This is a genomic window from Staphylococcus sp. FSL W8-0056 (genome assembly GCF_037963075.1).
In the GTDB taxonomy this organism is placed as follows: domain Bacteria; phylum Bacillota; class Bacilli; order Staphylococcales; family Staphylococcaceae; genus Staphylococcus; species Staphylococcus aureus.
The window spans coordinates 2,024,099-2,048,163 of record NZ_CP150142.1; the positions used below are offsets into that span (position 1 = coordinate 2,024,099).

A 24,065-nucleotide genomic window follows, 5' to 3' on the forward strand; every position below is an offset into this window, starting at 1 on the left:
AGGTTATAATTGTGGCAAATCCGATTAAAATTGGTATTGGTGGTCCTGTAGGTGCAGGTAAAACACAATTAATTGAAAAAGTTGTAAAACGTCTTTCAAAAGAAATGAGTATCGGCGTTATTACAAATGATATATATACAAAAGAAGACGAAAAGATATTAGTAAATTCAGGAGTTCTACCTGAAAGTCGTATCATTGGTGTTGAAACTGGTGGATGTCCTCATACTGCGATTCGTGAAGATGCATCTATGAACTTTGCAGCAATAGACGAATTATTAGAACGTCATGACGATATAGAACTAATTTTCATAGAATCTGGTGGCGATAACTTAGCAGCAACATTTAGCCCAGAACTTGTTGACTTTTCAATATATATTATCGATGTTGCTCAAGGTGAAAAGATTCCACGTAAAGGTGGTCAAGGTATGATTAAGTCAGATTTCTTTGTAATTAACAAAACTGATTTAGCTCCCTATGTAGGTGCATCATTAGAACAAATGGCTGAAGATACTAAAGTATTTCGTGGTAAACGTCCATTTACTTTTACTAACTTAAAAACCGACGAAGGTTTGGATGAAGTTATCGATTGGATTGAACGCGACACTTTACTCAAAGGATTATCATAATGGATGAACAACAATGGACTGGGCAACTTGATTTAACAGTGTTTTTCGATGGCAATCGATCAGTATCAAGAGATATTTTCTTTGAAAAAGCACTTAAAGTGATACGTCCAGTTTATCTAAATCAATCTACCATTCCTACATTTTATATAGTAAATGTAGGTGGTGGCTATTTAGATGGAGATCGTTACCGTATGAATGTGAATGTCGAAGATAACGCTAAAGTGACATTGACATCTCAAGGTGCAACAAAAATATACAAGACACCTTCCAATCATGTTGAGCAGTATCAAACTTTTAATTTAAAAGATAACGCATATTTAGAATATGTCGCTGATCCAATCATCGCATATGAAAATGCTAAATTTTATCAACACAATACGTTCAATCTCAATAATTCTAGTTCATTATTTTATACTGATATTTTAACTCCTGGTTATTCAAAAACTGGCGAAGCCTTCAAGTATCAATATATGCATTTAATAAATGAAATTTATATTGAAGATGAGTTAGTCACATATGATAATTTATTATTGAATCCTAATAAACAATCGATCAATGAAATAGGTTATATGGAACATTACTCTCATTATGGCTCTGCTTACTTCATACATGAAGATGTTAACCAAAAACTAATCGATTCAGTTTATGAAACCATTAGTTCTTATAGCAATACATTCGATTGTCGTGTTGCTATTTCTCAATTGCCTACACATGGCTTTGCAGTTAGAATTTTTGCTTATCGCACACAAATTATAGAGAAAATACTTGGAACCATCCAAAGCTATATCGCAGAAAATATTTATGATCGTAAACTTGATTTTCTAAGAAAATATTAAAATAAAAAGACTAGTGTACCTTGTTTCAAGCTTAATAAGCTGAAATAAGGTATGGCTAGTCTTTAACTTTAATTAAAGCATCTTCAATATTTAAATTTTAAGTTAATTTTATGTCCCAATGCTGAATAAATAACTTCGTTTTAATAAATTGTTATCGTTCAATGTTATTAAACGCAATTAACCTTGATTTAATTTTTAATGTATTCTTCTAATTCTGAAATCAGTTTTTGAATATTTGCTTTTTGTGTATCTGTAACATAAACAATAACTGTTCTTTCGTCTTGTAAACTTCTTTTCTTTGATAACAATTTTAAATCTTTTAGCTTTTGTAAAGCTTTAGTTAAATAGTAAGGTTTGAACTCTGAGCACTTAGCAATCTCTTTAGATGAGATTTCGTTAGACTCACTTCTTAAAATATGATTTAAAATATAAATTTCTTCATAGTTCAAATTGAACTTCTTTTTTGTATCTCTGAAAAACTTCTTAACTTGAAATGTTGCGTTGACTAAATCATTAATGTCATTAATTTTACTCATTATTAAACCACTCCTCTGATGCACATCTTGTTGTAGCAAGGTTCACATGTAATTTATTAAATCGAAACTCTATCCAACTATGTTATAAAGTTCATTCTAAACAAATAAGTATAAAAATTCAATATTTTTATTACTAGAATATGGTTAAATACATTTATTTCTTATAATAATTTGATGTTTAAGATATTTTGCCAAATTGAAAATTATTAGTCTGAATATTTTGTATCTTAACTGATATGTAAACTTTTAAAATTTTAATCTATATCAACGTGTTTGATTTGATATTTTTTATATTAATTGGATGGCTTGCTCACAAAATTTATAAAATATAAAAAAAGAAGAGCTTTAAATCATAACGCATGCCATTTATCTTTAAATGCAATGAGTTATCATTCAAACTCTTCTTATCAACCTACATACATTGACATTATACTATCATATGTTGTTTTACATATTCAACAAACATTTCAACGTTATCACTTTTAATATCATGCATTGGGACATTACCAATATTAAATTTGAACATTATAGTTTGACCATCATAATCTATCTTCTCTATTTCATTATAACTAATACTTCTATAATAAAATTGGCCATTCATATCTACATTCATAATTAATCTTTCATTTGTTGCTATAAATGCCCCTTCAAATTCATTCTCACCTTGAACTTGATACTCAATTATTCCTAGCACTGACGGACCCTTTTTTTCAGTTGGAAATAAATCATTCGGATTCACATTATCTAAAATCATAATATCCCTCCCACTTAAAACTATAAACTATTCTTCATAGGTATATGAAATACAAGTGATTAACTATTTATTATTAAGCTTAACTTGTATTCCCTTTTCAAGATAATTATAACATGCTTGAATAAGCATAGTGACTTTAGAAAACTTTTCTCGCTTGATTGTTACATTAACACGTCTTTCATCTAATTCACATCTCTCTTTTTTAACTAATCCCTTCAAAATTAAACACTTTAAAATCGGGCTAACCGCAAATATCGGGTGATGGAATTCACCCTGTAATTCTTTAACCGTCAATTGACCTTTATGCAGATTTAATATTCCTAAAACGTATAACTCTTCTAATGTTAATTGACACATATTTAAATAACACTTTAGATTTCGAAATAATTCTTGTGACGACAATAAATACGATACATAGTCACAACTAAAATCAAATGTATATTGACCAAAGTAACGTTCAATATAGTCACTAAGCTCATTATTCATATATTCTATTTTATCTATATGCATTTTATTAATCGAAATAGTCAATTTACGTTGATCCCTTTGATCTCTTCCTTTCAATAGCCATTGATGATTGTTTAAATAACTTAACATTTGAAGAAGTGCCATCTTAGATTGGATTTCTTTCATTTTTAATAACCTATCTATTGAAGCGCTATTGGAATCAGAATTATCATATTTAACTAATAGATTTAATAGTTTCACTTGAGTCAAAGTGAGATGAAATGAATATTTCAACATATCATTAATGACTTTCAACATTAGTATGTGTGCAGTTAAACGCTTAACTTTAAATTTAGACATCTTTAAAACCTCTCTTAAACCATGCCTATATCTCAAGATGATATTTCAAATGAACAATACTATTGCTTGAGACCATTAATGAATGATCATAAATATTTCTTTCTATAAAATTAGCTTTCCAATAACTGTGTTGTTGCATAATATCATTCACAAGTACACCATTTTCGGAAGTATGATTATCTTTATCTATACTTAAAACAATTTGTTTAGTTTTAGCATGGCTAAATTGTTGAAGACCCTTACACGATAAACGTATAGCGTCTGAATTCTCATTTAACAATGCGGCTGGCAAACAAATGACACATTGTACTTCATGTTTGAACTTCGTTACAATCATCGTGTCATTTTGATAAATAACAATCCCTCGTAATTGATTAAGTATATTTATGATAAAAATGAATATTGATAATCTAGTCAAATTTATTTCTTTGCTAGCTTCACTTATAATTGACATGTGCATAATAAGTCCTCGAAATTTTGTATAATTTGTCAAAAGTTCAGTAACCTTATTAAAATCAGACATTGTGATTTTTTCTTTTAAGTCATTATTCTCATTAATCAAATCTACATCACATATAATTTTAGAACATGCAATAGACACCTGTTCTATTTGTCTTAGCGGTAAGATAAAATAGTCTATTAGATGATCAATTTCTTTATCATAGTGCGTATTCAACTCTTTTGGTTCCAGATGATATATTAATTCAAATACTCCTATATAATTATCTATTAAGCGTTTCAGTTTTTGAATTGCAGTAGTATTTAAGTCGTTAATTAAAAATGCAATCTTACATCTATTACTCTCAAATGTCATATTAAAAATTGTGGCTACTAGCTTTTCTATCTTGCCTCTTTCAGTACTCGTTAACAATTCCTTATATTCATGTTTAATACGAAATACTACATTTACATTGTAATTCACTATCTTTTGAAGTAATAAAGTGATTTGTTCAATCGATAGCTCATTGCTTGTGTCGATTGTAACAATTATATGCAAGTTTTCAAGATTAACACCTAATCTTTGAATGATTTGTTTAATAGTATAATAATCCATCCAATAAAAATTACTTCCTTTAATATAAATGTTTTTAGGTTGATACATTTGACTCCTTTTTGTAGGTTCAAAAGGTATATCAATCTCGCGCATACTTGAAGAACTTTGATTAGTATTATCAAATAATTCAATTATATTTTTATCAATTTCAACTAATTGGGAATGGTTAATTGAATGAGATGTTGGACTATATCTTTTTCTAATTAATTTAGGAGTGTTACCATACGTTTCTTTAAAGAGGTGTATAAAACGAGATTAATGATTAAAACCATGACTACTTGCGATTTCTTCAATAGGCTTCTTAGAAGTTAAAATATCAATTAAGCAATGCTCCAGTCTAATATGATTTAAATATTGAATAAAATTACTATAAGGTGTCGCTTTAAACATGTCACTTAAAGCTTTGTTTGTAATACTAACTTGATTAATGACATCTTTCCTATTTATCTTTTTATGGTGGTTGTTTGTTAAATAATCGTGCACTTCTTCGGCTACTAAATGACGACTACCATCGTATGTATTTAATGACATTAATTCAACACACATGTAATTAATAATCTTATCATTAGCATTATAAGACTGTTGTTTAATTTTGCTGTAGATTAAATACTTAATCAAGATTCTAAAAGTGCTAGCAACCTCATTTGTTAATATCTTGCCACGCATCATATAGTTTGCATTCATAAACTTCAAAAATGTCTTTGCACTTACTTCAACAACACAACATACACTATCATCATGACCATCAATTTGATACAAATCATTCAACATAATAACGGTGACATCATTTCTTTTTACATCATATTGTTGTAGATTGATTGAAACTACACCTGTACCTTGTAGCCAATATATAATTTTTAAGTTCGCTTCCTTCACACTACTCATTTTCATACTTTTATAAATATGTAGTGAATAATTATCTGTCATCTTACATCCTCACATATACAAATATATTGATTTACTCCTGTTTGTCTTTCTCAAATCAATTGTCAACATCTAATATTCACTACCAATTATATCGCCACATGTTTTTTAGCAGTAACAAAACATAAGTCGATTATATCAAATAATACTTTTATTAAAACATTTTTTTATGCTAAATTAGGATATTTTATCCATTAAATATACATTTTCATCCAAATACCAAAGCTTTCATAATCATAGAAACTTGATCGTTCGTGTCGAATTTTTATGCATTTTCTGATTAAAAGTCCTATATTATGCACAAAATATACATTTAGAATTTTCAGTAATATTACAAATTTGTAACAGACTTATTTTCGAAACATTCAGTTTTCACAAAGAATGCCGTAGTTATAAGTTTTGCAAAATGCAAATTTCTATACTTTTAAAATTCTATTGTGTCAAGATATTAGCAAAAAATTACAAAACGTTAACAAAGCACACAAGGACGCTAATTTCTGTTATAGTCTTTCTTGTCGTTTAATTACGAGAGATAACTTATAACATTAATTTTGTCACACGGACATTACGAAAATATTTTAGATTTAAAATTTTTAGGAGGATATTTTTAAAATGAAGAAAATCGCTACAGCTACTATCGCAACTGCAGGATTCGCTACAATCGCAATTGCATCAGGAAATCAAGCTCATGCTTCTGAGCAAGATAACTACGGTTATAATCCAAACGACCCAACATCATATAGCTATACTTACACTATTGATGCACAAGGTAACTACCATTACACATGGAAAGGTAACTGGCATCCAAGTCAATTAAACCAAGATAATGGCTACTACAGCTATTACTACTACAATGGCTACAATAACTACAACAATTACAACAATGGTTATAGCTACAATAATTACAACAATGGTTATAGCTACAATAATTACAGCCGTTACAACAACTACTCAAATAATAATCAATCATATAACTACAATAACTATAATAGTTACAACACAAACAGCTACCGTACTGGTGGTTTAGGTGCAAGCTACAGCACTTCAAGCAACAATGTTCAAGTAACTACAACTATGGCTCCATCATCAAATGGCCGTTCAATCTCAAGTGGTTATACTTCAGGACGTAACTTATACACTTCTGGTCAATGTACATACTACGTATTTGATCGTGTAGGTGGTAAAATCGGTTCAACTTGGGGCAATGCAAGTAACTGGGCTAACGCAGCTGCAAGAGCTGGTTACACAGTGAACAATACACCAAAAGCTGGTGCAATTATGCAAACAACTCAAGGTGCATACGGTCACGTTGCATACGTTGAAAGTGTTAACAGCAATGGTTCAGTAAGAGTTTCAGAAATGAACTATGGTTATGGCCCAGGTGTTGTAACTTCACGTACAATCTCAGCTAGCCAAGCTGCTGGTTATAACTTCATTCACTAATTAGTGATGGCTATGTTTTACGCCAACAAGGTTTCAAAAGCCTTGTTGGCTTTTTTAATTTCTATGAAAAAAATCGAATTGGTAAAAATCTCAAAATTTCGATTTTCACCAATCCGATTCACTCTGTAATAAAGAATAAACAACATACAGCCATTGACACACCCAAATTTAGGCATGTCAAATCGGCTATACATTGATAAATTTTTAGTTAAAGTACTTACAAATATACTTGCCTTCAAATTCTCAATTAATTTAGTCATTACAAATCATGACATAAAACTTACATTACATATATCAACATGTTCCGCTACAAAACATATTCAGTATATGTATAGAGGATATTTATTCTAAGTTAAAACCTTTTCAAATTATAACCGCTACAATTATAAATGATTAAAGTGTTTCAACATATTATATATATTCCACGCTCACATTAAGTTAAACGTGAATTCGATGACTTTTTAATACCTATCCCTGTAAAACCATAGATAATTGCTATAATTGCGCATAAATAACATGGTACTGTCCACATGAAAAATTCTCCAACAGAGACATGAAGTTGATTCGTATAGTAAATACCTGATGTTCCCCATGGTATTAAAGGTAAGACCATCGTACTTGAGTCTTCAAGTGTTCTTGATAAAACGGAACGAGAGACTTGGTATTTTTCGAACAAATCTTTCATTAACACACCGACCATAATAATTACAATCGAAGCAACACCTGCAGCGAATACAAGCGCAATACAACAAATAACAGTAATACATATTAAACTTCCTACAGAATGGATGCCTTTAGAAATAGTAGTTAATAAGACTTCTAAACATCCTGCTTTTTCTACAATACCTGCAAATGCATATCCGCAAAATATCGTTACTAATATTTGGGTCATACTCATCATACCACCCTGTTCTAACAAGCTTTTCACACTGGATGAAATATGAGACTGATGTATCATTGAGTCGTTAAAACCACTAAATGTTGCTTTGAAACCATCTGTCATTTTGAAATGATGATTAAAAGTCCCCACTATAATGGCAGAAAAGCTTGATATTACCATAGCTGGCACTGTAGCCATTTTAAATAGCAAACAAACAATGATCACAATTAAGGGAACCCAGACCCATATGTTAATTTGATAAATCTGTGCAAGCTCTGATAACAAAGTTTGAATCTGTTTATCATTTGAATGCCCTTTAAATTGAAATCCAGCAATAAACCATACTAATAAACCTATGATTGATGCAGGTATCGTCGTCCACATCATCGAATGTATATGTTTAAATATATTAACTTTAGTAACAAGTGCCGCTAAATTAGTTGTATCTGATAATGGTGACATTTTATCGCCAAACACAGCCCCTGCTATAATAGCACCCGCTGCCATCCCTGGAGGAATCCCCAATTGATTACCAATAGAAATAAGTGCAATCCCTGCAGTTGATGCAGAGCCCCATGCTGTACCAGTTGCTACAGATGTAACAGCACTTATAAAAAAGGCTGATATTAAAAAATAGCTTGGATTCAATAAATCTAAGCCATAATAAATCAAGGCTGGCACTGTGCCAGAAAATATCCAACTGCCTACTATAATTCCTACCGCTAGTATAATTAAAATTGCAGGCATTGCAGTATTTAAACGTTCTGCAATGCCTTTTTCTAAATCTTGCCATGTTAAGCCTACACGTTTTGCAATCCATGTGGCATATGCTGAGGCAATAATTAATAATACTTGAATTGGAATATCAAAAAACACAAAGCCTGTTACAACAACAATAACCATTACAATCATTGTCGAAATTGATTCTAAAAAGGTTGGTTTTCTTTTCATCATCTATCGTCCCCTTCGCTTATTGATGAGAAACCTCTTTTCTTCAATTTATTGCTTTTGCATAATGCTATATCCTTTTCTATCTTCAAGCCATCATTTATTTTAAATATTTTTCTAAATCAAGCTTATCTAAACCAATTTCTTCAACTGTTAAGCCTTCCTCAAAGAAGTCTCTCTCTAAAATGGTTGATGCAATTACAATTACTGCATCTATATTTGGTGTCGGTACATCAATAACACGACCTAAGCTTGACCATAGTACTAAACCATATGCAATATCTTCAGTTAAATATCTGCTTTCTACATGATTTGGTCCTGGAATTTGTGAAAATACTGGGCTTGTATTAAACAAACGATTTAATGGTTCATCTTCTTTATCACGTTCTAAATAACCACGTTCAATACGTGATTCTTTAGCTGTTGATAATTCAAAACCTAATCTACGGCCTAAATTTAAACGTTCTAATTCGATTGCATGAAGTAATCTAACTGTATGTTTAGTAATTCCTTCTTTATATAAAGCGAACTCGCCAGCATAATCAATGCGACCGACATTCAATAATGTTGGTCCTGGATGCACTTCAGGATTACCATTTTCAAGATTTGTTTTAATTAAGCTTTCCTCTTTTACTAAATGATCATAAATACTTGAAACTTTGTCATAACAATCATTTAGACAGCTTCTATCATATGTTGAAAAGAAGATACGACGTACATTTAGAGATAAATCAACTGCTGCATTTTCAAAATCGACACGCGTACCATACGTCAACGTATTAGCTTCCGCTAGTTGTGGTTTTGTTTCAATATGTCTATCTTCTAAAACATTCATAAAACGAATTGACCCCATTGCTGCAGCCATGTTGAAGAATATCAACTGATTATCAGTTACATGCTCTGCCATTACATCAGCATAATACTCTATGTATGAAGATGGAATAATCACTTGAACAATTTCAGCATCTTTTAAAACATATTCCATATCATCACTAATATCAGTGAATTTTACGAAACGTTCATCACCTTCATTATTAAAATCAAATCCGCCCTTTTCGATTGCGTTTTGAAACTTACTTATAGATTGATTACGACAATATAATTTAACATCGTGGCCTTTGCTCACCATATCTACTGCTGCCGTAACTGCGCCATTTCCTGATCCTACAATTGCTATTTTCATAAACAACCCTCTTTCTATCTTTGGTTAAAATTAAAAACAAATTATACGTAAGACAATATAAAAATGATGCGAATTAATTACGCATCATTATAAATGTTAAGTATATATAACCTTAAATTAACCTATTTAAACGCCGACGTCCACCAATTATTTTTATTTTTAATAATTGTTTAATAAACATGTTTATTTTTGATTATATTTTGTTATAGTTAAAGATAATATTACAATTTTCAAAGGAGTGTCTAATATGACAACTGAAATGAACGACGTAACAAATCATCAACCGAATCGCAAATCCAATGATGAGAACATTATGGCGATGCTTATCTATTTATTAAGTTTATTCACATCTATTATTGGTCCACTGATAATATGGTTATTGAAAAAAGATGAATCGAAACTAGTTGATCGTGCTGGAAAAAATTATCTTAACTATACGATTTCTTATATTATTTGGTCTATCGTTTTAGTCGTTATCACTTTAATAGGCGTTTTCCTAATTGCTACCGATATTAGTTTCATTATCATTATAGGTTTCATCATTACATTTATCGGTATTTTATCCATATTCGCTTTCTCAATATTATCTTTTGTATTCACAATTATTGCGTGTGTCAAATATTATAATGGCCAAGAATATGTAATACCTTTAACAATTCGATTTATTTAAACATATTACAAATAAATATTTCCTATTAATTATCTGTTAATCTCATTGTAACTTTGACTAATTTTTATTACAAAATTAGTCAAAGTTTTTTTATTCTTTTACAAATCAATAACATTCCCCACAAGAAGCATTAATTTTGTTAAAGTAACTATTGTCATCAATTCGAGATGTGAGAATAAAACAGTCGCTACGTTTTATTTATAAAAAAAGATATAGAACTTTGGAGGACTTTATTCATGAAAAAATTAGTAACAGCAACTACGTTAACAGCAGGAATCGGTACAGCATTAGTAGGTCAAGCACATCATGCAGATGCTGCTGAAAATTATACAAATTACAACAACTATAACTACAACACGACTCAAACTACAACGACTACAACAACTACGACAACTACATCATCAATTTCACATTCTGGTAACTTATACACTGCAGGACAATGTACTTGGTATGTATATGATAAAGTAGGCGGAGAAATCGGTTCTACTTGGGGAAATGCTAATAATTGGGCTGCTGCTGCACAAGGTGCTGGATTCACAGTAAATCATACACCTTCTAAAGGCGCTATCCTACAATCTTCTGAAGGACCATTTGGTCACGTTGCATATGTAGAAAGTGTAAACAGTGATGGTTCAGTTACAATTTCAGAAATGAATTATAGTGGCGGACCTTTCTCAGTAAGTTCTAGAACTATTTCTGCAAGTGAAGCAGGTAACTACAACTACATCCATATTTAATATAAACACGATGATACATATTGTCTTGAAACTTAATTCTAGTACATATGTCATCAAAAAACTTTGAGCTTTCCTTTATAGGAGAAGCTCTTTTTTTGCTATTTTTCGTTGCCACCTACTTATTTATATTTCCCCCATATTTATAATATTAATTTTTTCTAATACTATTAACTTTAAAACTACGTTATCTAATTTAATTGATCCAGTTTTTCCACATTACAAAATTCATAGTTCTACAGTGCCTAAGTTATATCACCTCCATCAAAAGTACGCGCTTACATCATTGATACACAAGACATCATGACATAGTTGTATACTGTCTAATCTTCTACTATACTAAGATAAAAGGAGTGATCTTTTATGGAAAAAGTTTATGTTGCTGGTGCAATACCAGAAGTAGGGTTAAAACTTTTACAAGAACATTTTGAAGTTGAAATGTATGAAGGTAAAGGATTAGTCGATAAAGACACTTTAATTAAAGGTGTTAAAAACGCGACTGCCTTAATTAGTTTATTATCTACAAACGTTGATAAAGATGTTATCGATGCTGGTAAAGACTTAAAAATCATTGCCAACTATGGCGCTGGTTTTAATAATATTGATATCGAGTATGCCCGAGAAAAAAGTATAGATGTTACAAACACACCTAAAGCATCAACAAACGCGACTGCTGATTTAACAATTGGATTAGTACTTGCAGTAGCTCGTCGTATTGTTGAAGGGGACCAATTATCACGTACAACTGGATTTGACGGATGGGCACCTTTATTTTTCAGAGGTAGAGAAGTATCTGGGAAAACAATCGGCATTATCGGTTTAGGTGAAATTGGTAGTGCAGTAGCTCGTCGTGCAAGAGCATTTGACATGGATGTGCTATACACTGGACCTAATCGCAAAGAAGAAAAAGAACGAGAAATCGGTGCAAAATATGTAGATTTAGATACACTATTAAAGAATGCAGATTTTATCACTATCAACGCTGCTTATAATCCTAAAATGCATCATTTAATTGATACAGAACAATTTAAAATGATGAAATCTACGGCGTATTTAATCAATGCCTCTCGTGGTCCAATCGTGCACGAACAAGCACTAGTGCAAGCATTGAAAGATAATGAAATTGAAGGTGCTGCACTTGATGTATATGAATTTGAACCAGATATTACCGATGACTTAAAATCACTTAATAATGTAGTATTAACACCGCATATTGGTAATGCTACATTTGAAGCACGTGACATGATGTCTAAAATTGTTGCTAATGCTGCAATTAGTGCCGTTCAAGGTGAGAAACCACAATTTGTCGTTAACTAATAATTGAATTTATTATAATAACATTATAAAAACAAGAACCCCCATATGTTGAGCTCTCGTTTCAACATACGGGGGTTTTCATATTGTTGTATTATTTCTCTTTCGATTTATATAAGAATTTAGTTTGTCCAGCTGCTAATGCATTTGGCATCATTTTCATAATACGATTTCTAACTGCAACAAATAAACGACTACGATATTGGGCAATTTTACCGATTTTTCTAGAACGCTTAATTACTTTTGCAGTATGTTTGACACGTATTTTATCATAACGCTGTAATGCTTTTTCAAAGTCGTATGCGTTAAAACAATTTACTAATACGATAGCATCTTCCATTGCTTGTCCAGCACCTTGCCCCATATTAGGCGTTGTCGCATGTGCTGCATCTCCTAGTAAAATAGTACGACCATAAACAAAAGATTTGAGTGGTTTCAAATCATAAATATTATGCAATAAGATACCTGTTTCACTTTGTTTGTCCAAGATCTCTCTAACTTCATTTGGATAGTGATTAAAGTATGCTTGCAAATGAGGTTTACCAAACGAACTATATTTATGATTGTTTTCCTTCGAGTTAATTGTAATGAACCAATATGCTTGATTATTTAATAACGGAACAATACCTACTCTTCCTTTTCTTCCCCAGTATTCTTTTGCACAATCCGGATGCTTTAAATCAATATCATCAATTAAACCTCTAAAGCATGTATACCCTTGATATAATACTTTACTGTCAGCATTTACAGATTGTCTCACTTTAGAATGAATTCCATCAGCACCAATACATAAATCAAATGCTTCACTCTCTTGTTCCGCGAAATGTATGGTAACTTTATCTGTCTCATTATCTATATGCGTGACTTCATGATTTGTAAATATTACATCATCTTTTACATAAGATTTAATAATGTCAATTAATGTTTGGCGTGGTAACGTCACATTCAATGTATTACTTTTTAATTTAACAGTAGTTAACAGGCGATCTTTGTCATCTAACACTGTCATTGTAGATAAGATTTGCCCAGCATTTTTAATACCTTTAGCTAAGTCATGATTACCTAGTTTTTTAAGCACATTATCTCCGATACCAATCCCAGCGCCAATTTCTTTAACTGACTCATTTTTTTCAAAGACTTTAATAGTATGACCTTGTTCTTGTAATAATGCAGCAGCTGTTAATCCACCGATGCCTGCACCTATAATTGCTATCTTCATATTGTCACCTCTATATTTTTCATTCTTTTCTATTTTATCACATGCACTATTGTTTAAAAATGACTCTTGGAACTAACGTTTCATTTTTAAGGACTTAAGTGTATTATCTGCACCATTGTACATTACATGCACATTTAGACAGCAATATTCATTTACATCATGTACATTTGTAACAATGATGTGGGATATAGCATATTTGATGCTATATAGCGTTTTTTGTTAGGTTAAAATCCATTTAACTAACACACTCAGAATGCGCTAAAGGAGCTCGAAACAATAAATTGTTCCAGCTCCTTTAAGCACCGATGTCTTATTTATAATATGTTTGTCTAATATCATCTTTCTTTATACCAAACTGCTTATAGGATTTATCCATTAATTTGGCAATTTTATCTGCCCATCGAATGTCACTCGCATATTGATGTTGCGCAGGATTTTCTGGATTCCATCGCATTTGATATAAATTCAGTTGATTGTTTTCAAAATATTCATTACGAATGAACTTTGCACCACCAATAATCGCCTTATCTGGTGATGTCCATTGTTCCTTTTCAGCATAACTTTTCCCACTACGAACAGCACTACTATCGAATGCTCCTATACCAAAAAAGTTGTAATAGCGTTTTTTCCCATCTTTAATGCCTTTTGCTAATTCTGATTTGCCGTTACCTGTTTCTACTAATGCATGGCTAACAAGATAAATGACATTAACCTCATATTTTTCTTGAGCTTCTAGAAAAACTTTCCCTCGATTTTCTAAAATCCCCTTACCTTTTAGCAATTGGTTAACTTCAGATTCCGACATTGGCACTTTTTCTGTGATATCCATATACTTCATATCATTGTCTTTATGTGAAATAGTCATTGCTTTAGCAATTTCATTATTATTTGCTTCAACAAATTTACCATCCTCTTCTTTTGTCTGTACAATACCTTTCCCTTGTTGCATTGAAACAGCCTCATCAAAAGAGTAATTCACATCATTTTTAAACAATTTAGTTTCATTCACGATGAGTAATACAGCAAAAACAACTAAAATAACTATCAATAGTAGCGTTGAAATGCGTAACTTGAAATTCTTCTTCATATAGACAAAACCTCATTTTTCTTACTTAGACAATAAAAAATATGCCACTACAATCGCTAATATTACGATTAAAAAAGAAGCGTTAACGATTACTTTCATCGTTGTTCTATCTCTGAACATCATATTAAAGACAACTAGACTAATTGATAATGAAACAGCAAAAAAAGTAATAGCTAACACTAATTTCATCATAAATAGACAGACTAAACCTATGACTAATAATGTATTAGAAATTACAGCTGACGTTTTTAACATTCTCGAATTAATATGCACTCACCCTTTTTATTTAAATAACTTACATAATCATAATAATACATGATGTTTCATAGGCCTGTCGATGATTGATTCACAATAGCACGTGATTTTTTTGTTTTTCAATATTATTCATTTATTCCATCAAAAACACCCTTTTTAATTTTTACAAAAATTAAAAAAAGTGCTCCTACACTGCTTGCATGTAGAAACACTTTTTCATTGTAATGTTATTCTTCTCGAGACATACCTTTTAGCATATTAAGCATGTATGTTAAACTACGGTTCATGTCGTCATCTTTCAATACGCCCAATAGACTTCTTATAGTTGTCTTAGCATTTGGACTCGCTTGATTGGCAACGTGTAATCCTTTATTAACTTTATTTAGGAAGTCGCTTAAATCTGATACATTGAGTTCACCTAATAAAAATACCATTGAAGCCATATTAGATAATAGCCCTGTATAAATATCTTTATTAAGTTCAACTGCAAATTTATTTATGATGACTTGACGTCCTCGAATTGCACCATTTAAAGCATCTAATAGTTTTGCATCATCTAATGTTTTAATAAGCTTGATTGCTTTTAATATACTATCTTTATTCGCTGCAATTGCCTCTGTAACTTCATTTAAACTTTCTAACTTAATTTGTTCTTCTGATTTTTCTAAGCGTCTAATTTTAGAAGATATTCTCTCAGCCATTATTTATCCACCTGATTTCCCGGGAAAACATAATCTGAACGTTCCCATTTTTTCTGTACTTGAACACTGTACTGCGGATGACGTTTTTTATTGACACGGAAATTATTAGGGTTCAACGGTGACTTACCACGTTTCGTAATTACCTCCAAACGACAGCTAGTACGTTTATAAGATGGTGTATCCGTGTATTGATCAACATCACTATTAGTTAATAAGTTAATTGCACCTAGATCTCCATTTTCCATCGCATCATTATTTAATGGAATATAGATTTCTTTACCTTTAACACGATCTGTCACGTGAACTTGTAATACCGCTTCTCCTGTTTCAGAAATCAGCTTAACTTCTGCACCTTCATGAATGCCTCTATCTTCAGCAAGCTCTGGAGAAATTTCAACAAATGCACGTGGCACTTTGTATTTAATCATTGGTGTTTGATAAGTCATATTACCTTCATGGAAGTGCTCTAACAATCGACCATTGTTTACATGAATATCATAAATTTCATCTTGCTTAAAGTAATTATCAAATGATAATGGGAATAATTTTGCTTTACCATTATCAAAATTGAATCCTTCTAAGTATAGAATAGGCTCATCAGTACCATCAGGTTGTACTGGCCATTGTAAACTATTGAATCCTTCTAAACGATCATAACTTACCCCAGCATATAGAGGTGTTAAGCGTGCTACTTCATCCATAATTTCACTAGGATGCTTGTAATTCCAATCAAATCCTAATCTATTAGCAATTGCTTGGAAAATTTTCCAGTCAGGTTTTGAATCACCAAGAGGTTCTAATGCTTGGTATAAACGTTGAATACGACGTTCGGTATTTGTAAAAGTACCGTCTTTTTCAAGTGAAGGACTTGCTGGCAATACAACATCTGCGTATGTTGCTGTGAATGTTAAAAATTCATCTTGGACTACCATGAAATCTAATTTTTCAAACGCAGCTTGTACAAAATTAATATTTGAATCCACAATACCCGTATCTTCACCATATAAGTACAATGAGTGTACTTCTCCGTCATGTATACCTTCTACCATTTCATGATTATCTTTACCAGCTTTTGGATTCAATTTAACGCCATATTCTTTTTCAAATTTAGCGCGAATATCATCCGCTTCAATACTTTGATAACCAGTAATCTTATCAGGCATACTTCCCATATCACTACATCCTTGAACATTATTATGTCCACGTAATGGATACGCACCAGTACCAGGACGACGATAATTACCTGTTACTAATAATAAGTTTGAAATCGCTGTACTTGAGTCACTACCAATGTCTTGTTGTGTAATACCCATTGCCCAACAAATTACAACAGATTCAGCTTTAGCACATTCTTCAGCAAATTTAATCAATTCTGATTCAGGAATACCTGTTGCTTCTTCAGCAAAAGCCATTGTAAATGTTTCTAATGATTTGTAATATTCATCAAAATCATCTACCCACTCATCAATAAATGCTTTATCGTGTAAATCATGATCAATAATATACTTAGTCACTGCACTTAACCACGCTAAATCCGTACCTGGTTTAGGTTGATAAAAACGATCCGCACGTTCTGCCATTTCATGTTTTCTAATATCAAATACATGTATTTTTTGTCCAAATAATTTTTGAGCACGTTTCATGCGTGATGCGATAACTGGATGAGCTTCGGCTGTATTGGTACCTATCAATACAGACATTGCCGCTTTTTCTAAATCTTCAATACTACCTGAGTCACCGCCGTGTCCAACCGTTCTAAATAAGCCTTTTGTTGCAGGTGCTTGGCAATATCTTGAACAGTTATCAACGTTATTTGTGCCAATAACTTGTCTTGCTAATTTTTGCATTAAATACGATTCTTCATTCGTCGCTTTAGAAGAAGAAATGAATGATAGTGCATCTGGGCCATACTTTTCTTTAATAGATGTAAAATTATCTGCAATGACATTTAAAGCTTCATCCCATTCTACTTCATGGAACTCACCATTTTTCCTTACTAGTGGTTTAGTTAAGCGTTGATCTGAATTAATATGTCCCCATGAAAACTTACCTTTAACACAAGTCGCAATTTTATTTGCTGGAGAATCATGTGATGGTTGTACTTTTAAAATTTCTCTATCTTTAGTCCAAACTTCAAATGAACAACCCACACCACAATAAGTACACACTGTTTTAGTTTTCTTAATACGCTCTTTACGCATTTCTGCTTCTGAATCTGAGATTGCAAATAGTGGACCATAACCAGGTTCTGCTTTTTTAGTTAAATCAATCATTGCTGCTAATGAACCAGGTTCCGTATCAGTCATATAACCCGCATTACCTTCCATATTCACTTCCATCATGGCATTACATGGACATACAGTTGCGCATTGACCACAAGATACACATGACGATTCATTAATTGGTACATCATTATCCCAAATAACACGTGGATGTTCACGATCCCAATCAATTCTAATAGTTTCATTCACTTCGATATCTTGACATGCTTCTACACAACGCCCACATAAGATACATTGATTTGGATCATAACGATAAAATGGGCCATAATCCTTTTCATATGGCTTCTCTTTATATTCATACGTTTGATGCTGAAGCCCCCATGCATCCATCGTATTATGAATTTCACAATCACCATTATTATAATCACATACTGTACAATACAGCATATGCTTTTCTAAAATTCGATCAAGCGCTTCTTTTTGAGCATCTTTCACATCATTGTTCACAGTATTTACAGTCATTGGACGATCAATCACCGTACTACATGAACGTTCAATTTTACCGTCAATCTCAACAGTACATGTATCACATGTTTGAATTGGTCCCATCGACTCGTTATAACAAATTGAAGGTACAAAAGTATCTTGTGATTTAATAAATTCAAGTAAATTCGTACCTGGTTCTACAAGATAATCTTTTCCATCAAGTGTAACCACCAAATGTTCTTGCATATTACTCACCCCGTCTATATATATTTTCCGTAAATGACTTTTAATAAATTGCTCATATCCACCTAAAATAACGATGCCCCACACATCTTTCAGATAGAATTAATTTAATTGTATTACTTTATGTACTAGTTGTTAAGTGAAATTTTGTATTTTGCCTTTTTACAATCATTTTTATTTGAAATATTTTGCGCGAAATTAAATCATCTTTTTGTTTAATTGAAAATAATTATCATTATTAGTTTTCCAATTATCTGTTTCACGCTTTTCAGTCATATCTTTCACAACCTTATTAATGACAATACTTAATAATCACCTCACCTAAAAATCGTTATACTATTTATAAATACCCTTTTTCTGAAAATTAATAACCCAAGTTTGATAAATATCTACTACCATTTAGAAGGTAATATTTATCTTTAAATTAAATTTGTAATGGATTAATTTATAAAAATCAAATCAGGCATTAAATAAAATAGCCCATAAATACAAAGTGTTATCACCTTCTATTTACGGGCTATTAGTTCTATTCGTTATTCTATTTACAGATCATTCTATCTAATTAATTTGTGTACAATTTTGATAACTTATTTTCCCTTAGTTTACTACTCTAGATTATCTTTTAATAACTTAGTACTTTCAGCTTTTGACTGCTCACTAGGAATGAAGTAGTACAATCCGTCACTTTGAATGCCGCCTTGACCACTCAATTGATGTTTATTAATCGTGTCATTAGCATCTTTATAATTGCTTCTAATCGTATTCAAATCACCTAATGTTAAATCTGTTTTAACATTATTTTGAATTTCATTCATTAGACTATTAAAATGTGTAATCGATGATGGGCTTGCAATCTTATTGGCCATCGCTTCAAGCACAATTTGCTGACGTTGTTGTCGACCAAAGTCACCACCAGCACCTTCTTCTTTACGACTTCTAATAAACTTCAATGCTTGATCACCATTTACATGTGTCTGCTGTCCTTTTGTAAAACGAACACCATCAACAGTGAATGTATCATTACTTACTACATCAACACCGCCGATGCTATCTATCATATTATGCAAACCATCCATATCGATTGTCGCATAATGATCAATTGGCACATTCATTAATTTTTCAAGTGATTTAACAGCCATATTTGGTCCACCATATGCATAGGCATGTGCAATTTTTTCAGTAGTACCACGGCCAACAATTTCCGCTCTTGTATCACGCGGTATACTTACTATTTCAGTTTTCTTCGTTTTAGGGTTGATAGATAAAATCATAATACTATCACTACGCTCTCCGCCACCCTTTTTCTTACGATCAGCATCTGAATCGACACCAAATAAAGCGATTGTGAATGGATCACCATCGTTTAAACTCACTTTTTTATCTCTTAATTCTGAATGATTGCGATCTAACGGATTGTGTATCTTATTACCAGTAATAAAAATTTTAGCAGCTACATACACAACAGCTACAATCGCTAAGATTACTAAAATACCGAATACCCATAAAAATATTTTTTTCGGTAGGCTCATTTTACTTTTAGACGAACGTTTCAATCCCACCACTCCTTTACTATTCCTTACATACTTTGTCTGTTTTCTCTATTTATTATATAGTAAAATAATTTTTTTACTATACTTCTGTAGACGTATAACTATTTTTTATCATTTTTTATCTCTAGAGAATATCTATCTGTATTTTTGATAACCACCATTTGCATTTAAAATTTTAAGTACCGTTTCATGACATGCTTTATTACTTATAATAAAAGGTGCACCCTTTAAATGATCAATTGCCTTACCATCTAAAGTCGTCATTTTTAGATTCAATAGTTCTGCAAATAAAAACTGTGCAGCAATGTCCCAAGGTTTAGGATTTGTATTAATATGTGCCCCAAATTGACCTTTTGCCACTCGCATAGAATCTAATCCGCAAGCACCAACTAAACGATAACTAAATGAGGCGTCAAATAAATCTTGCACCGTATCTAGATTCATCACTTGTGCATTAAACGATATAATAGCGTCTTCCAATTTTAACGATGGTGGTTCTTCCATCTTAATTCCATTACAAAAAGCACCTTCTCCTCGTATTGCTTTATAAAGCTTTTTATGCGGATAATCATATACGTACGATAACATTGGTTTACCTTCATAAAAATACGCCAATATAATACAATAATCTTCTTGCTGTTTTACTAAATTGGCAGTTCCATCAATGGGATCCATAATCCATAAATGATTAATTTCATTCGTAATCATTTCATTACTTTTTTCTTCCGCTAATAGTTGGTGTTCCGGAAAATGTGTTGCTAAAAATTGTTGGAATTGTTGTTGAATCTGTTTATCTACATTTGTAACTAAATCAAATCGATGACGCTTAGTTTCTGTAGTCATTTCCATAATTAATTGCGGAATAACATTGTCTATTTGTTTCAACCACGAACATATTAACTTATCTATTTGCTGTAATGTTTTATCTGTCATTTCGTCCACCACTTCTCATATCATTATCATTTTATTATTACCCTATATTAAAAGAATCAACAATACAACTGAAGACTTCTTCATTTTATGCATAAAAAAATCGGCTAGTCACGTGCTAGCCGACAAATAGAAAGGAAAGTAAGTAATAAATATTGAAGATGTTGTGATGTAACTTGAACGATTAAAAGCTATCTGTTATATAGCTCTACCCCTTTGTTTAATCGCTCCCCCTGTTACAAGTAATATCATAGCACAATCTTTTTTAAAATGTAAGCGTTTTCCAAAAAATTTTTACGATTTTTTTTAAAAGATATTGAAAATGTCCTCATTGTCACTCTTATGTTATACTTTGTGTAATATATCATCTTTTAGGAGGTGGCTGTCATGAATAAAGCTGAAAGGCAAAATTTAATAATTACTGCAATTCAACAAAATAAAAAAATGACCGCTTTAGAATTAGCTAAATATTGCAACGTATCCAAACGCACAATTTTAAGAGATATTGATGATTTAGAAAATCAAGGTGTTAAAATTTATGCGCATTATGGGAAAAATGGTGGTTACCAAATACAACAAGCACAATCTAAAATTGCATTAAACTTATCTGAAACACAATTATCGGCCTTATTTTTAGTGCTTAATGAAAGTCAGTCGTACTCGACATTACCATATAAAAGCGAAATCAACGCAATTATAAAACAATGTTTAAGTCTTCCACAAACACGCTTAAGAAAATTGCTTAAACGCATGGACTTTTATATTAAATTTGATGACACACAACATATGACACTCCCAATGCTGTTTTCCGACATTTTAATTTATTGTACAGAACGAAATGTGATGTTAGTAGATCATAGGGTTGATGATAATATTAAAGCTGAAAACGTTATATTTATTGGCCTTTTGTGTAAACATGGACATTGGCATGCAGTCATTTATGACATTGCTCAAGACAAAACTGCCGAACTCGAAATTGAAAATATTATAGATATTTCGTATTCATTCGGTAAGACGATTCAAACCAGAGACATATCCATTGATAACTATCATCAATTTTTAAACCCCATCGATTCCTAAACTATGGAGTCGATGGGGTTTTATCTACGCATAAATACTTATTACTGATATAACGAAAGAAACAAAATTATTTGCTATATGTAATGCAATTGTTGAACCTAGGTTTCTTCCAGATTTTAAATAAGTGAAAACTAATATGATGGATAGTATGAGATATGGACCAAACTCAAACGGCGACTTTGCATCAGTCACATGAATAAATGCAAATAAGAACACCGAAACAATACTCATAGCTATAAAATTAAACTTCTTACCTAATTCTCCAATTAAAATATGTCTAAATACGATTTCTTCAACTATTGGACCTACAATCACAATTAATAAGAATGCTACAGGTAAAAATGCAGGCACTTCAAACATTTTATTTAGCTCAAGTTCATTGGCTGTTTCACTATATTGCAAATGTTTAGGTAGAAACTGTGTCATATATTCATATGTATAAATTAAGATGAGAGCAATAATATACGTTATTGACAATCTAAGCCAATATTTTTTGATATACGCAAAACCAGCTCGAAGCCTTGATGGCATCACTTTTAAATGAAATAAATAAAATGCGCCAATCCCAATCGTATATGCTAAAGCTTGTGTGATAGTCGCTACAAATATCAGATTACTATCGATTTCATAATAACCAAACAAAATTGGTCCTATGTAAGCTGCAATTGTGAGTGCATAAAATATAACACCTATAATTGGAATTATAAGCAAATCTCTCCATGCTATATCTTTAAACGTGTATTTCTTTTTTTCATTTTCCACTGTTATATCCTTTCCTGTTTAATAATTGATTTTTGGAGGTACTTCTACATGATAAACGAAACTAAGTATATGAGACAACAAATTACTAATTTGATTCAAATCATTGATACGATTAAATATAATACTTTAATGACAGATTGGAACATTCAAACGCATATTTATAAATTTAACCAAATAGTTACTAATGAATTGAATAAGTTCAAAGGCTTTGAAACATCATATATAATAAACGAAAATCAAGTTTCCTATTATGAAATTATAACACTACTTAATAAACGTCCCCTCCGACAAGTCGACTATGGTAACAAAATTCAATATCTTAATTTTTATCATACAGAACTATCTAACGCATTATTTGCAATTAAATTTGCCCATTAACCTATTTTTCATAAAATGTCATTTAAACAAGTTATTTATTAAAATTCACTTTATTACATAAATTATACAATTAAAAAGTTTCTTCAAATTGTAAAGATGCATTAATCGAGTTATAATCATAATGATTAAGATGGTAGATTTAGTCTTATATAACTACATTTACTAAGATTTAAATAGATGAGTACATAATGTATAAATTGGGAATATACAGTATGACTTACGGTAATATATCAATATATTGATATATTATTTGCACATGGGAGTATGCTATTTTTTATCTATACATCTTAAAAAAATTTACAGTTTTACAATTCAATATCATTAAACAAACAACATATTCAGCTTATTTTTCATTCTCTTACGTTACAAGTTGTAAATACCATCGCGTTAAACAACAATAGCCAACGCTAATAAAATATATTGCGTTAAAGTGGAGTGATTAA

At 31.3% G+C, this 24,065-nt stretch carries 22 protein-coding genes and 1 pseudogene; 8 read left to right on the top strand and 15 right to left on the bottom strand.

All coding sequences use genetic code 11. From position 1 onward, the window contains the following. Positions 1-11: 11 nt before the first annotated feature. Positions 12-626: an urease accessory protein UreG gene (gene ureG / locus NSS86_RS10385; RefSeq protein WP_000002973.1), complete on the top strand. Its 615-nt coding sequence runs from the start codon at positions 12-14 to the stop codon at positions 624-626. Further along, entirely contained in the window at positions 626-1,462 is an 837-nt protein-coding gene (locus NSS86_RS10390) for an urease accessory protein UreD (RefSeq protein WP_000344352.1), read from the top strand. Before ureG ends, NSS86_RS10390 begins: the two co-directional genes overlap by 1 nt. A 188-nt stretch (positions 1,463-1,650) precedes the next feature. Here NSS86_RS10390 and sarR read toward each other — a convergent pair whose 3' ends face one another. The 4 genes and pseudogenes from sarR to NSS86_RS10410 all read right to left on the bottom strand — a co-directional run bounded on the left by sarR (position 1,651) and on the right by NSS86_RS10410 (position 5,540). Further along, on the bottom strand, positions 1,651-1,998 hold the full coding sequence (gene sarR, locus NSS86_RS10395) for an HTH-type transcriptional regulator SarR (protein ID WP_000036076.1): 348 nt from the start codon (positions 1,996-1,998) through the stop codon (positions 1,651-1,653). 427 nt (positions 1,999-2,425) lie between these two features. Then, positions 2,426-2,752 (bottom strand): PH domain-containing protein, encoded by a 327-nt coding sequence (locus tag NSS86_RS10400; protein ID WP_000599589.1) that lies wholly within the window; start codon positions 2,750-2,752, stop codon positions 2,426-2,428. 63 nt (positions 2,753-2,815) lie between these two features. After that, positions 2,816-3,559, bottom strand: a complete 744-nt coding sequence (locus NSS86_RS10405) for a SarA family transcriptional regulator (protein ID WP_339302232.1) — start codon at positions 3,557-3,559, stop codon at positions 2,816-2,818. A 25-nt stretch (positions 3,560-3,584) separates the two neighbouring features. After that, positions 3,585-5,540: pseudogene (locus NSS86_RS10410) on the bottom strand (AraC family transcriptional regulator). 609 nt (positions 5,541-6,149) lie between these two features. Between NSS86_RS10410 and NSS86_RS10415 the strand changes: the two are divergent. Beyond that, positions 6,150-6,980 (top strand): CHAP domain-containing protein, encoded by an 831-nt coding sequence (locus tag NSS86_RS10415; protein ID WP_000717376.1) that lies wholly within the window; start codon positions 6,150-6,152, stop codon positions 6,978-6,980. A 17-nt stretch (positions 6,981-6,997) separates the two neighbouring features. Here the strand turns inward: NSS86_RS10415 and NSS86_RS10420 are convergent, their stop codons facing one another. From NSS86_RS10420 to NSS86_RS10430, 3 genes are all read right to left on the bottom strand, one after another. After that, the gene (locus NSS86_RS10420) at positions 6,998-7,240 is read right to left on the bottom strand and encodes a hypothetical protein (protein WP_031763848.1); all 243 of its coding nucleotides are present in this window, start codon (positions 7,238-7,240) and stop codon (positions 6,998-7,000) included. Between the two features lie 173 nt (positions 7,241-7,413). Next, entirely contained in the window at positions 7,414-8,814 is a 1,401-nt protein-coding gene (gene nhaC / locus NSS86_RS10425) for a Na+/H+ antiporter NhaC (RefSeq protein ID WP_339302233.1), read from the bottom strand. A 94-nt stretch (positions 8,815-8,908) separates the two neighbouring features. Continuing rightward, positions 8,909-9,991, bottom strand: coding sequence for an NAD/NADP-dependent octopine/nopaline dehydrogenase family protein (locus NSS86_RS10430; RefSeq protein ID WP_000684567.1), 1,083 nt, complete (start codon positions 9,989-9,991; stop codon positions 8,909-8,911). Between the two features lie 247 nt (positions 9,992-10,238). Between NSS86_RS10430 and NSS86_RS10435 the strand changes: the two genes are divergently transcribed. From NSS86_RS10435 to NSS86_RS10445, 3 genes are all read left to right on the top strand, one after another. Continuing rightward, a complete protein-coding gene (locus tag NSS86_RS10435) occupies positions 10,239-10,661 on the top strand; it encodes a DUF4870 domain-containing protein (protein ID WP_000206114.1) in 423 nt (140 codons plus the stop codon). Positions 10,662-10,897: 236 nt separating this feature from the next. Further along, complete coding sequence (locus NSS86_RS10440; protein WP_000737705.1) at positions 10,898-11,398, top strand: CHAP domain-containing protein; 501 nt, start codon at positions 10,898-10,900, stop codon at positions 11,396-11,398. A 360-nt stretch (positions 11,399-11,758) separates the two neighbouring features. Beyond that, complete coding sequence (locus NSS86_RS10445; RefSeq protein ID WP_000417016.1) at positions 11,759-12,712, top strand: 2-hydroxyacid dehydrogenase family protein; 954 nt, start codon at positions 11,759-11,761, stop codon at positions 12,710-12,712. A gap of 91 nt (positions 12,713-12,803) precedes the next feature. Here NSS86_RS10445 and NSS86_RS10450 read toward each other — a convergent pair whose 3' ends face one another. The 7 genes from NSS86_RS10450 to NSS86_RS10480 all read right to left on the bottom strand — a co-directional run bounded on the left by NSS86_RS10450 (position 12,804) and on the right by NSS86_RS10480 (position 21,405). After that, positions 12,804-13,928, bottom strand: a complete 1,125-nt coding sequence (locus NSS86_RS10450) for an FAD-dependent monooxygenase (RefSeq protein ID WP_000684147.1) — start codon at positions 13,926-13,928, stop codon at positions 12,804-12,806. 310 nt (positions 13,929-14,238) lie between these two features. Continuing rightward, positions 14,239-15,015 (bottom strand): N-acetylglucosaminidase, encoded by a 777-nt coding sequence (locus NSS86_RS10455; RefSeq protein WP_000739224.1) that lies wholly within the window; start codon positions 15,013-15,015, stop codon positions 14,239-14,241. 21 nt (positions 15,016-15,036) lie between these two features. Continuing rightward, positions 15,037-15,270, bottom strand: coding sequence for a hypothetical protein (locus NSS86_RS10460; RefSeq protein ID WP_000921246.1), 234 nt, complete (start codon positions 15,268-15,270; stop codon positions 15,037-15,039). A 227-nt stretch (positions 15,271-15,497) separates the two neighbouring features. After that, entirely contained in the window at positions 15,498-15,971 is a 474-nt protein-coding gene (locus NSS86_RS10465; RefSeq protein WP_000840811.1) for a DUF1641 domain-containing protein, read from the bottom strand. After that, entirely contained in the window at positions 15,971-18,925 is a 2,955-nt protein-coding gene (gene fdhF / locus NSS86_RS10470; RefSeq protein WP_001155278.1) for a formate dehydrogenase subunit alpha, read from the bottom strand. Before fdhF ends, NSS86_RS10465 begins: the two co-directional genes overlap by 1 nt. A 602-nt stretch (positions 18,926-19,527) precedes the next feature. Then, positions 19,528-20,475 carry an LCP family protein gene (locus NSS86_RS10475; RefSeq protein WP_000831055.1) on the bottom strand — a complete coding sequence of 316 codons (948 nt, stop codon included), beginning with the start codon at positions 20,473-20,475 and terminating at the stop codon, positions 19,528-19,530. A gap of 132 nt (positions 20,476-20,607) precedes the next feature. Further along, positions 20,608-21,405, bottom strand: coding sequence for an inositol monophosphatase (locus NSS86_RS10480; RefSeq protein WP_000130454.1), 798 nt, complete (start codon positions 21,403-21,405; stop codon positions 20,608-20,610). A gap of 384 nt (positions 21,406-21,789) precedes the next feature. Between NSS86_RS10480 and NSS86_RS10485 the strand changes: the two genes are divergently transcribed. Next, the gene (locus tag NSS86_RS10485; RefSeq protein ID WP_001030125.1) at positions 21,790-22,482 is read left to right on the top strand and encodes a YafY family protein; all 693 of its coding nucleotides are present in this window, start codon (positions 21,790-21,792) and stop codon (positions 22,480-22,482) included. Positions 22,483-22,506: 24 nt separating this feature from the next. Here the strand turns inward: NSS86_RS10485 and sdpB are convergent, their stop codons facing one another. Beyond that, a complete protein-coding gene (gene sdpB, locus NSS86_RS10490) occupies positions 22,507-23,244 on the bottom strand; it encodes a CPBP family intramembrane glutamic endopeptidase SdpB (RefSeq protein ID WP_000426696.1) in 738 nt (245 codons plus the stop codon). Positions 23,245-23,292: 48 nt separating this feature from the next. Between sdpB and NSS86_RS10495 the strand changes: the two genes are divergently transcribed. Continuing rightward, entirely contained in the window at positions 23,293-23,622 is a 330-nt protein-coding gene (locus tag NSS86_RS10495) for a hypothetical protein (RefSeq protein ID WP_000606726.1), read from the top strand. The last annotated feature ends 443 nt before the right edge of the window (positions 23,623-24,065 follow it).

Coding starts and splice junctions, on each gene's coding strand:
- NSS86_RS10390 (WP_000344352.1), top strand. CDS start 626: ATGGATGAACAACAATGGACTGGGCAACTTGATTTAACAGTGTTTTTC.
- sarR (WP_000036076.1), bottom strand. CDS start 1,998: ATGAGTAAAATTAATGACATTAATGATTTAGTCAACGCAACATTTCAA.
- NSS86_RS10400 (WP_000599589.1), bottom strand. CDS start 2,752: ATGATTTTAGATAATGTGAATCCGAATGATTTATTTCCAACTGAAAAA.
- NSS86_RS10405 (WP_339302232.1), bottom strand. CDS start 3,559: ATGTCTAAATTTAAAGTTAAGCGTTTAACTGCACACATACTAATGTTG.
- NSS86_RS10415 (WP_000717376.1), top strand. CDS start 6,150: ATGAAGAAAATCGCTACAGCTACTATCGCAACTGCAGGATTCGCTACA.
- NSS86_RS10420 (WP_031763848.1), bottom strand. CDS start 7,240: ATGACTAAATTAATTGAGAATTTGAAGGCAAGTATATTTGTAAGTACT.
- nhaC (WP_339302233.1), bottom strand. CDS start 8,814: ATGATGAAAAGAAAACCAACCTTTTTAGAATCAATTTCGACAATGATT.
- NSS86_RS10430 (WP_000684567.1), bottom strand. CDS start 9,991: ATGAAAATAGCAATTGTAGGATCAGGAAATGGCGCAGTTACGGCAGCA.
- NSS86_RS10435 (WP_000206114.1), top strand. CDS start 10,239: ATGACAACTGAAATGAACGACGTAACAAATCATCAACCGAATCGCAAA.
- NSS86_RS10440 (WP_000737705.1), top strand. CDS start 10,898: ATGAAAAAATTAGTAACAGCAACTACGTTAACAGCAGGAATCGGTACA.
- NSS86_RS10445 (WP_000417016.1), top strand. CDS start 11,759: ATGGAAAAAGTTTATGTTGCTGGTGCAATACCAGAAGTAGGGTTAAAA.
- NSS86_RS10450 (WP_000684147.1), bottom strand. CDS start 13,928: ATGAAGATAGCAATTATAGGTGCAGGCATCGGTGGATTAACAGCTGCT.
- NSS86_RS10455 (WP_000739224.1), bottom strand. CDS start 15,015: ATGAAGAAGAATTTCAAGTTACGCATTTCAACGCTACTATTGATAGTT.
- NSS86_RS10460 (WP_000921246.1), bottom strand. CDS start 15,270: ATGTTAAAAACGTCAGCTGTAATTTCTAATACATTATTAGTCATAGGT.
- NSS86_RS10465 (WP_000840811.1), bottom strand. CDS start 15,971: ATGGCTGAGAGAATATCTTCTAAAATTAGACGCTTAGAAAAATCAGAA.
- fdhF (WP_001155278.1), bottom strand. CDS start 18,925: ATGCAAGAACATTTGGTGGTTACACTTGATGGAAAAGATTATCTTGTA.
- NSS86_RS10480 (WP_000130454.1), bottom strand. CDS start 21,405: ATGACAGATAAAACATTACAGCAAATAGATAAGTTAATATGTTCGTGG.
- NSS86_RS10485 (WP_001030125.1), top strand. CDS start 21,790: ATGAATAAAGCTGAAAGGCAAAATTTAATAATTACTGCAATTCAACAA.
- NSS86_RS10495 (WP_000606726.1), top strand. CDS start 23,293: ATGATAAACGAAACTAAGTATATGAGACAACAAATTACTAATTTGATT.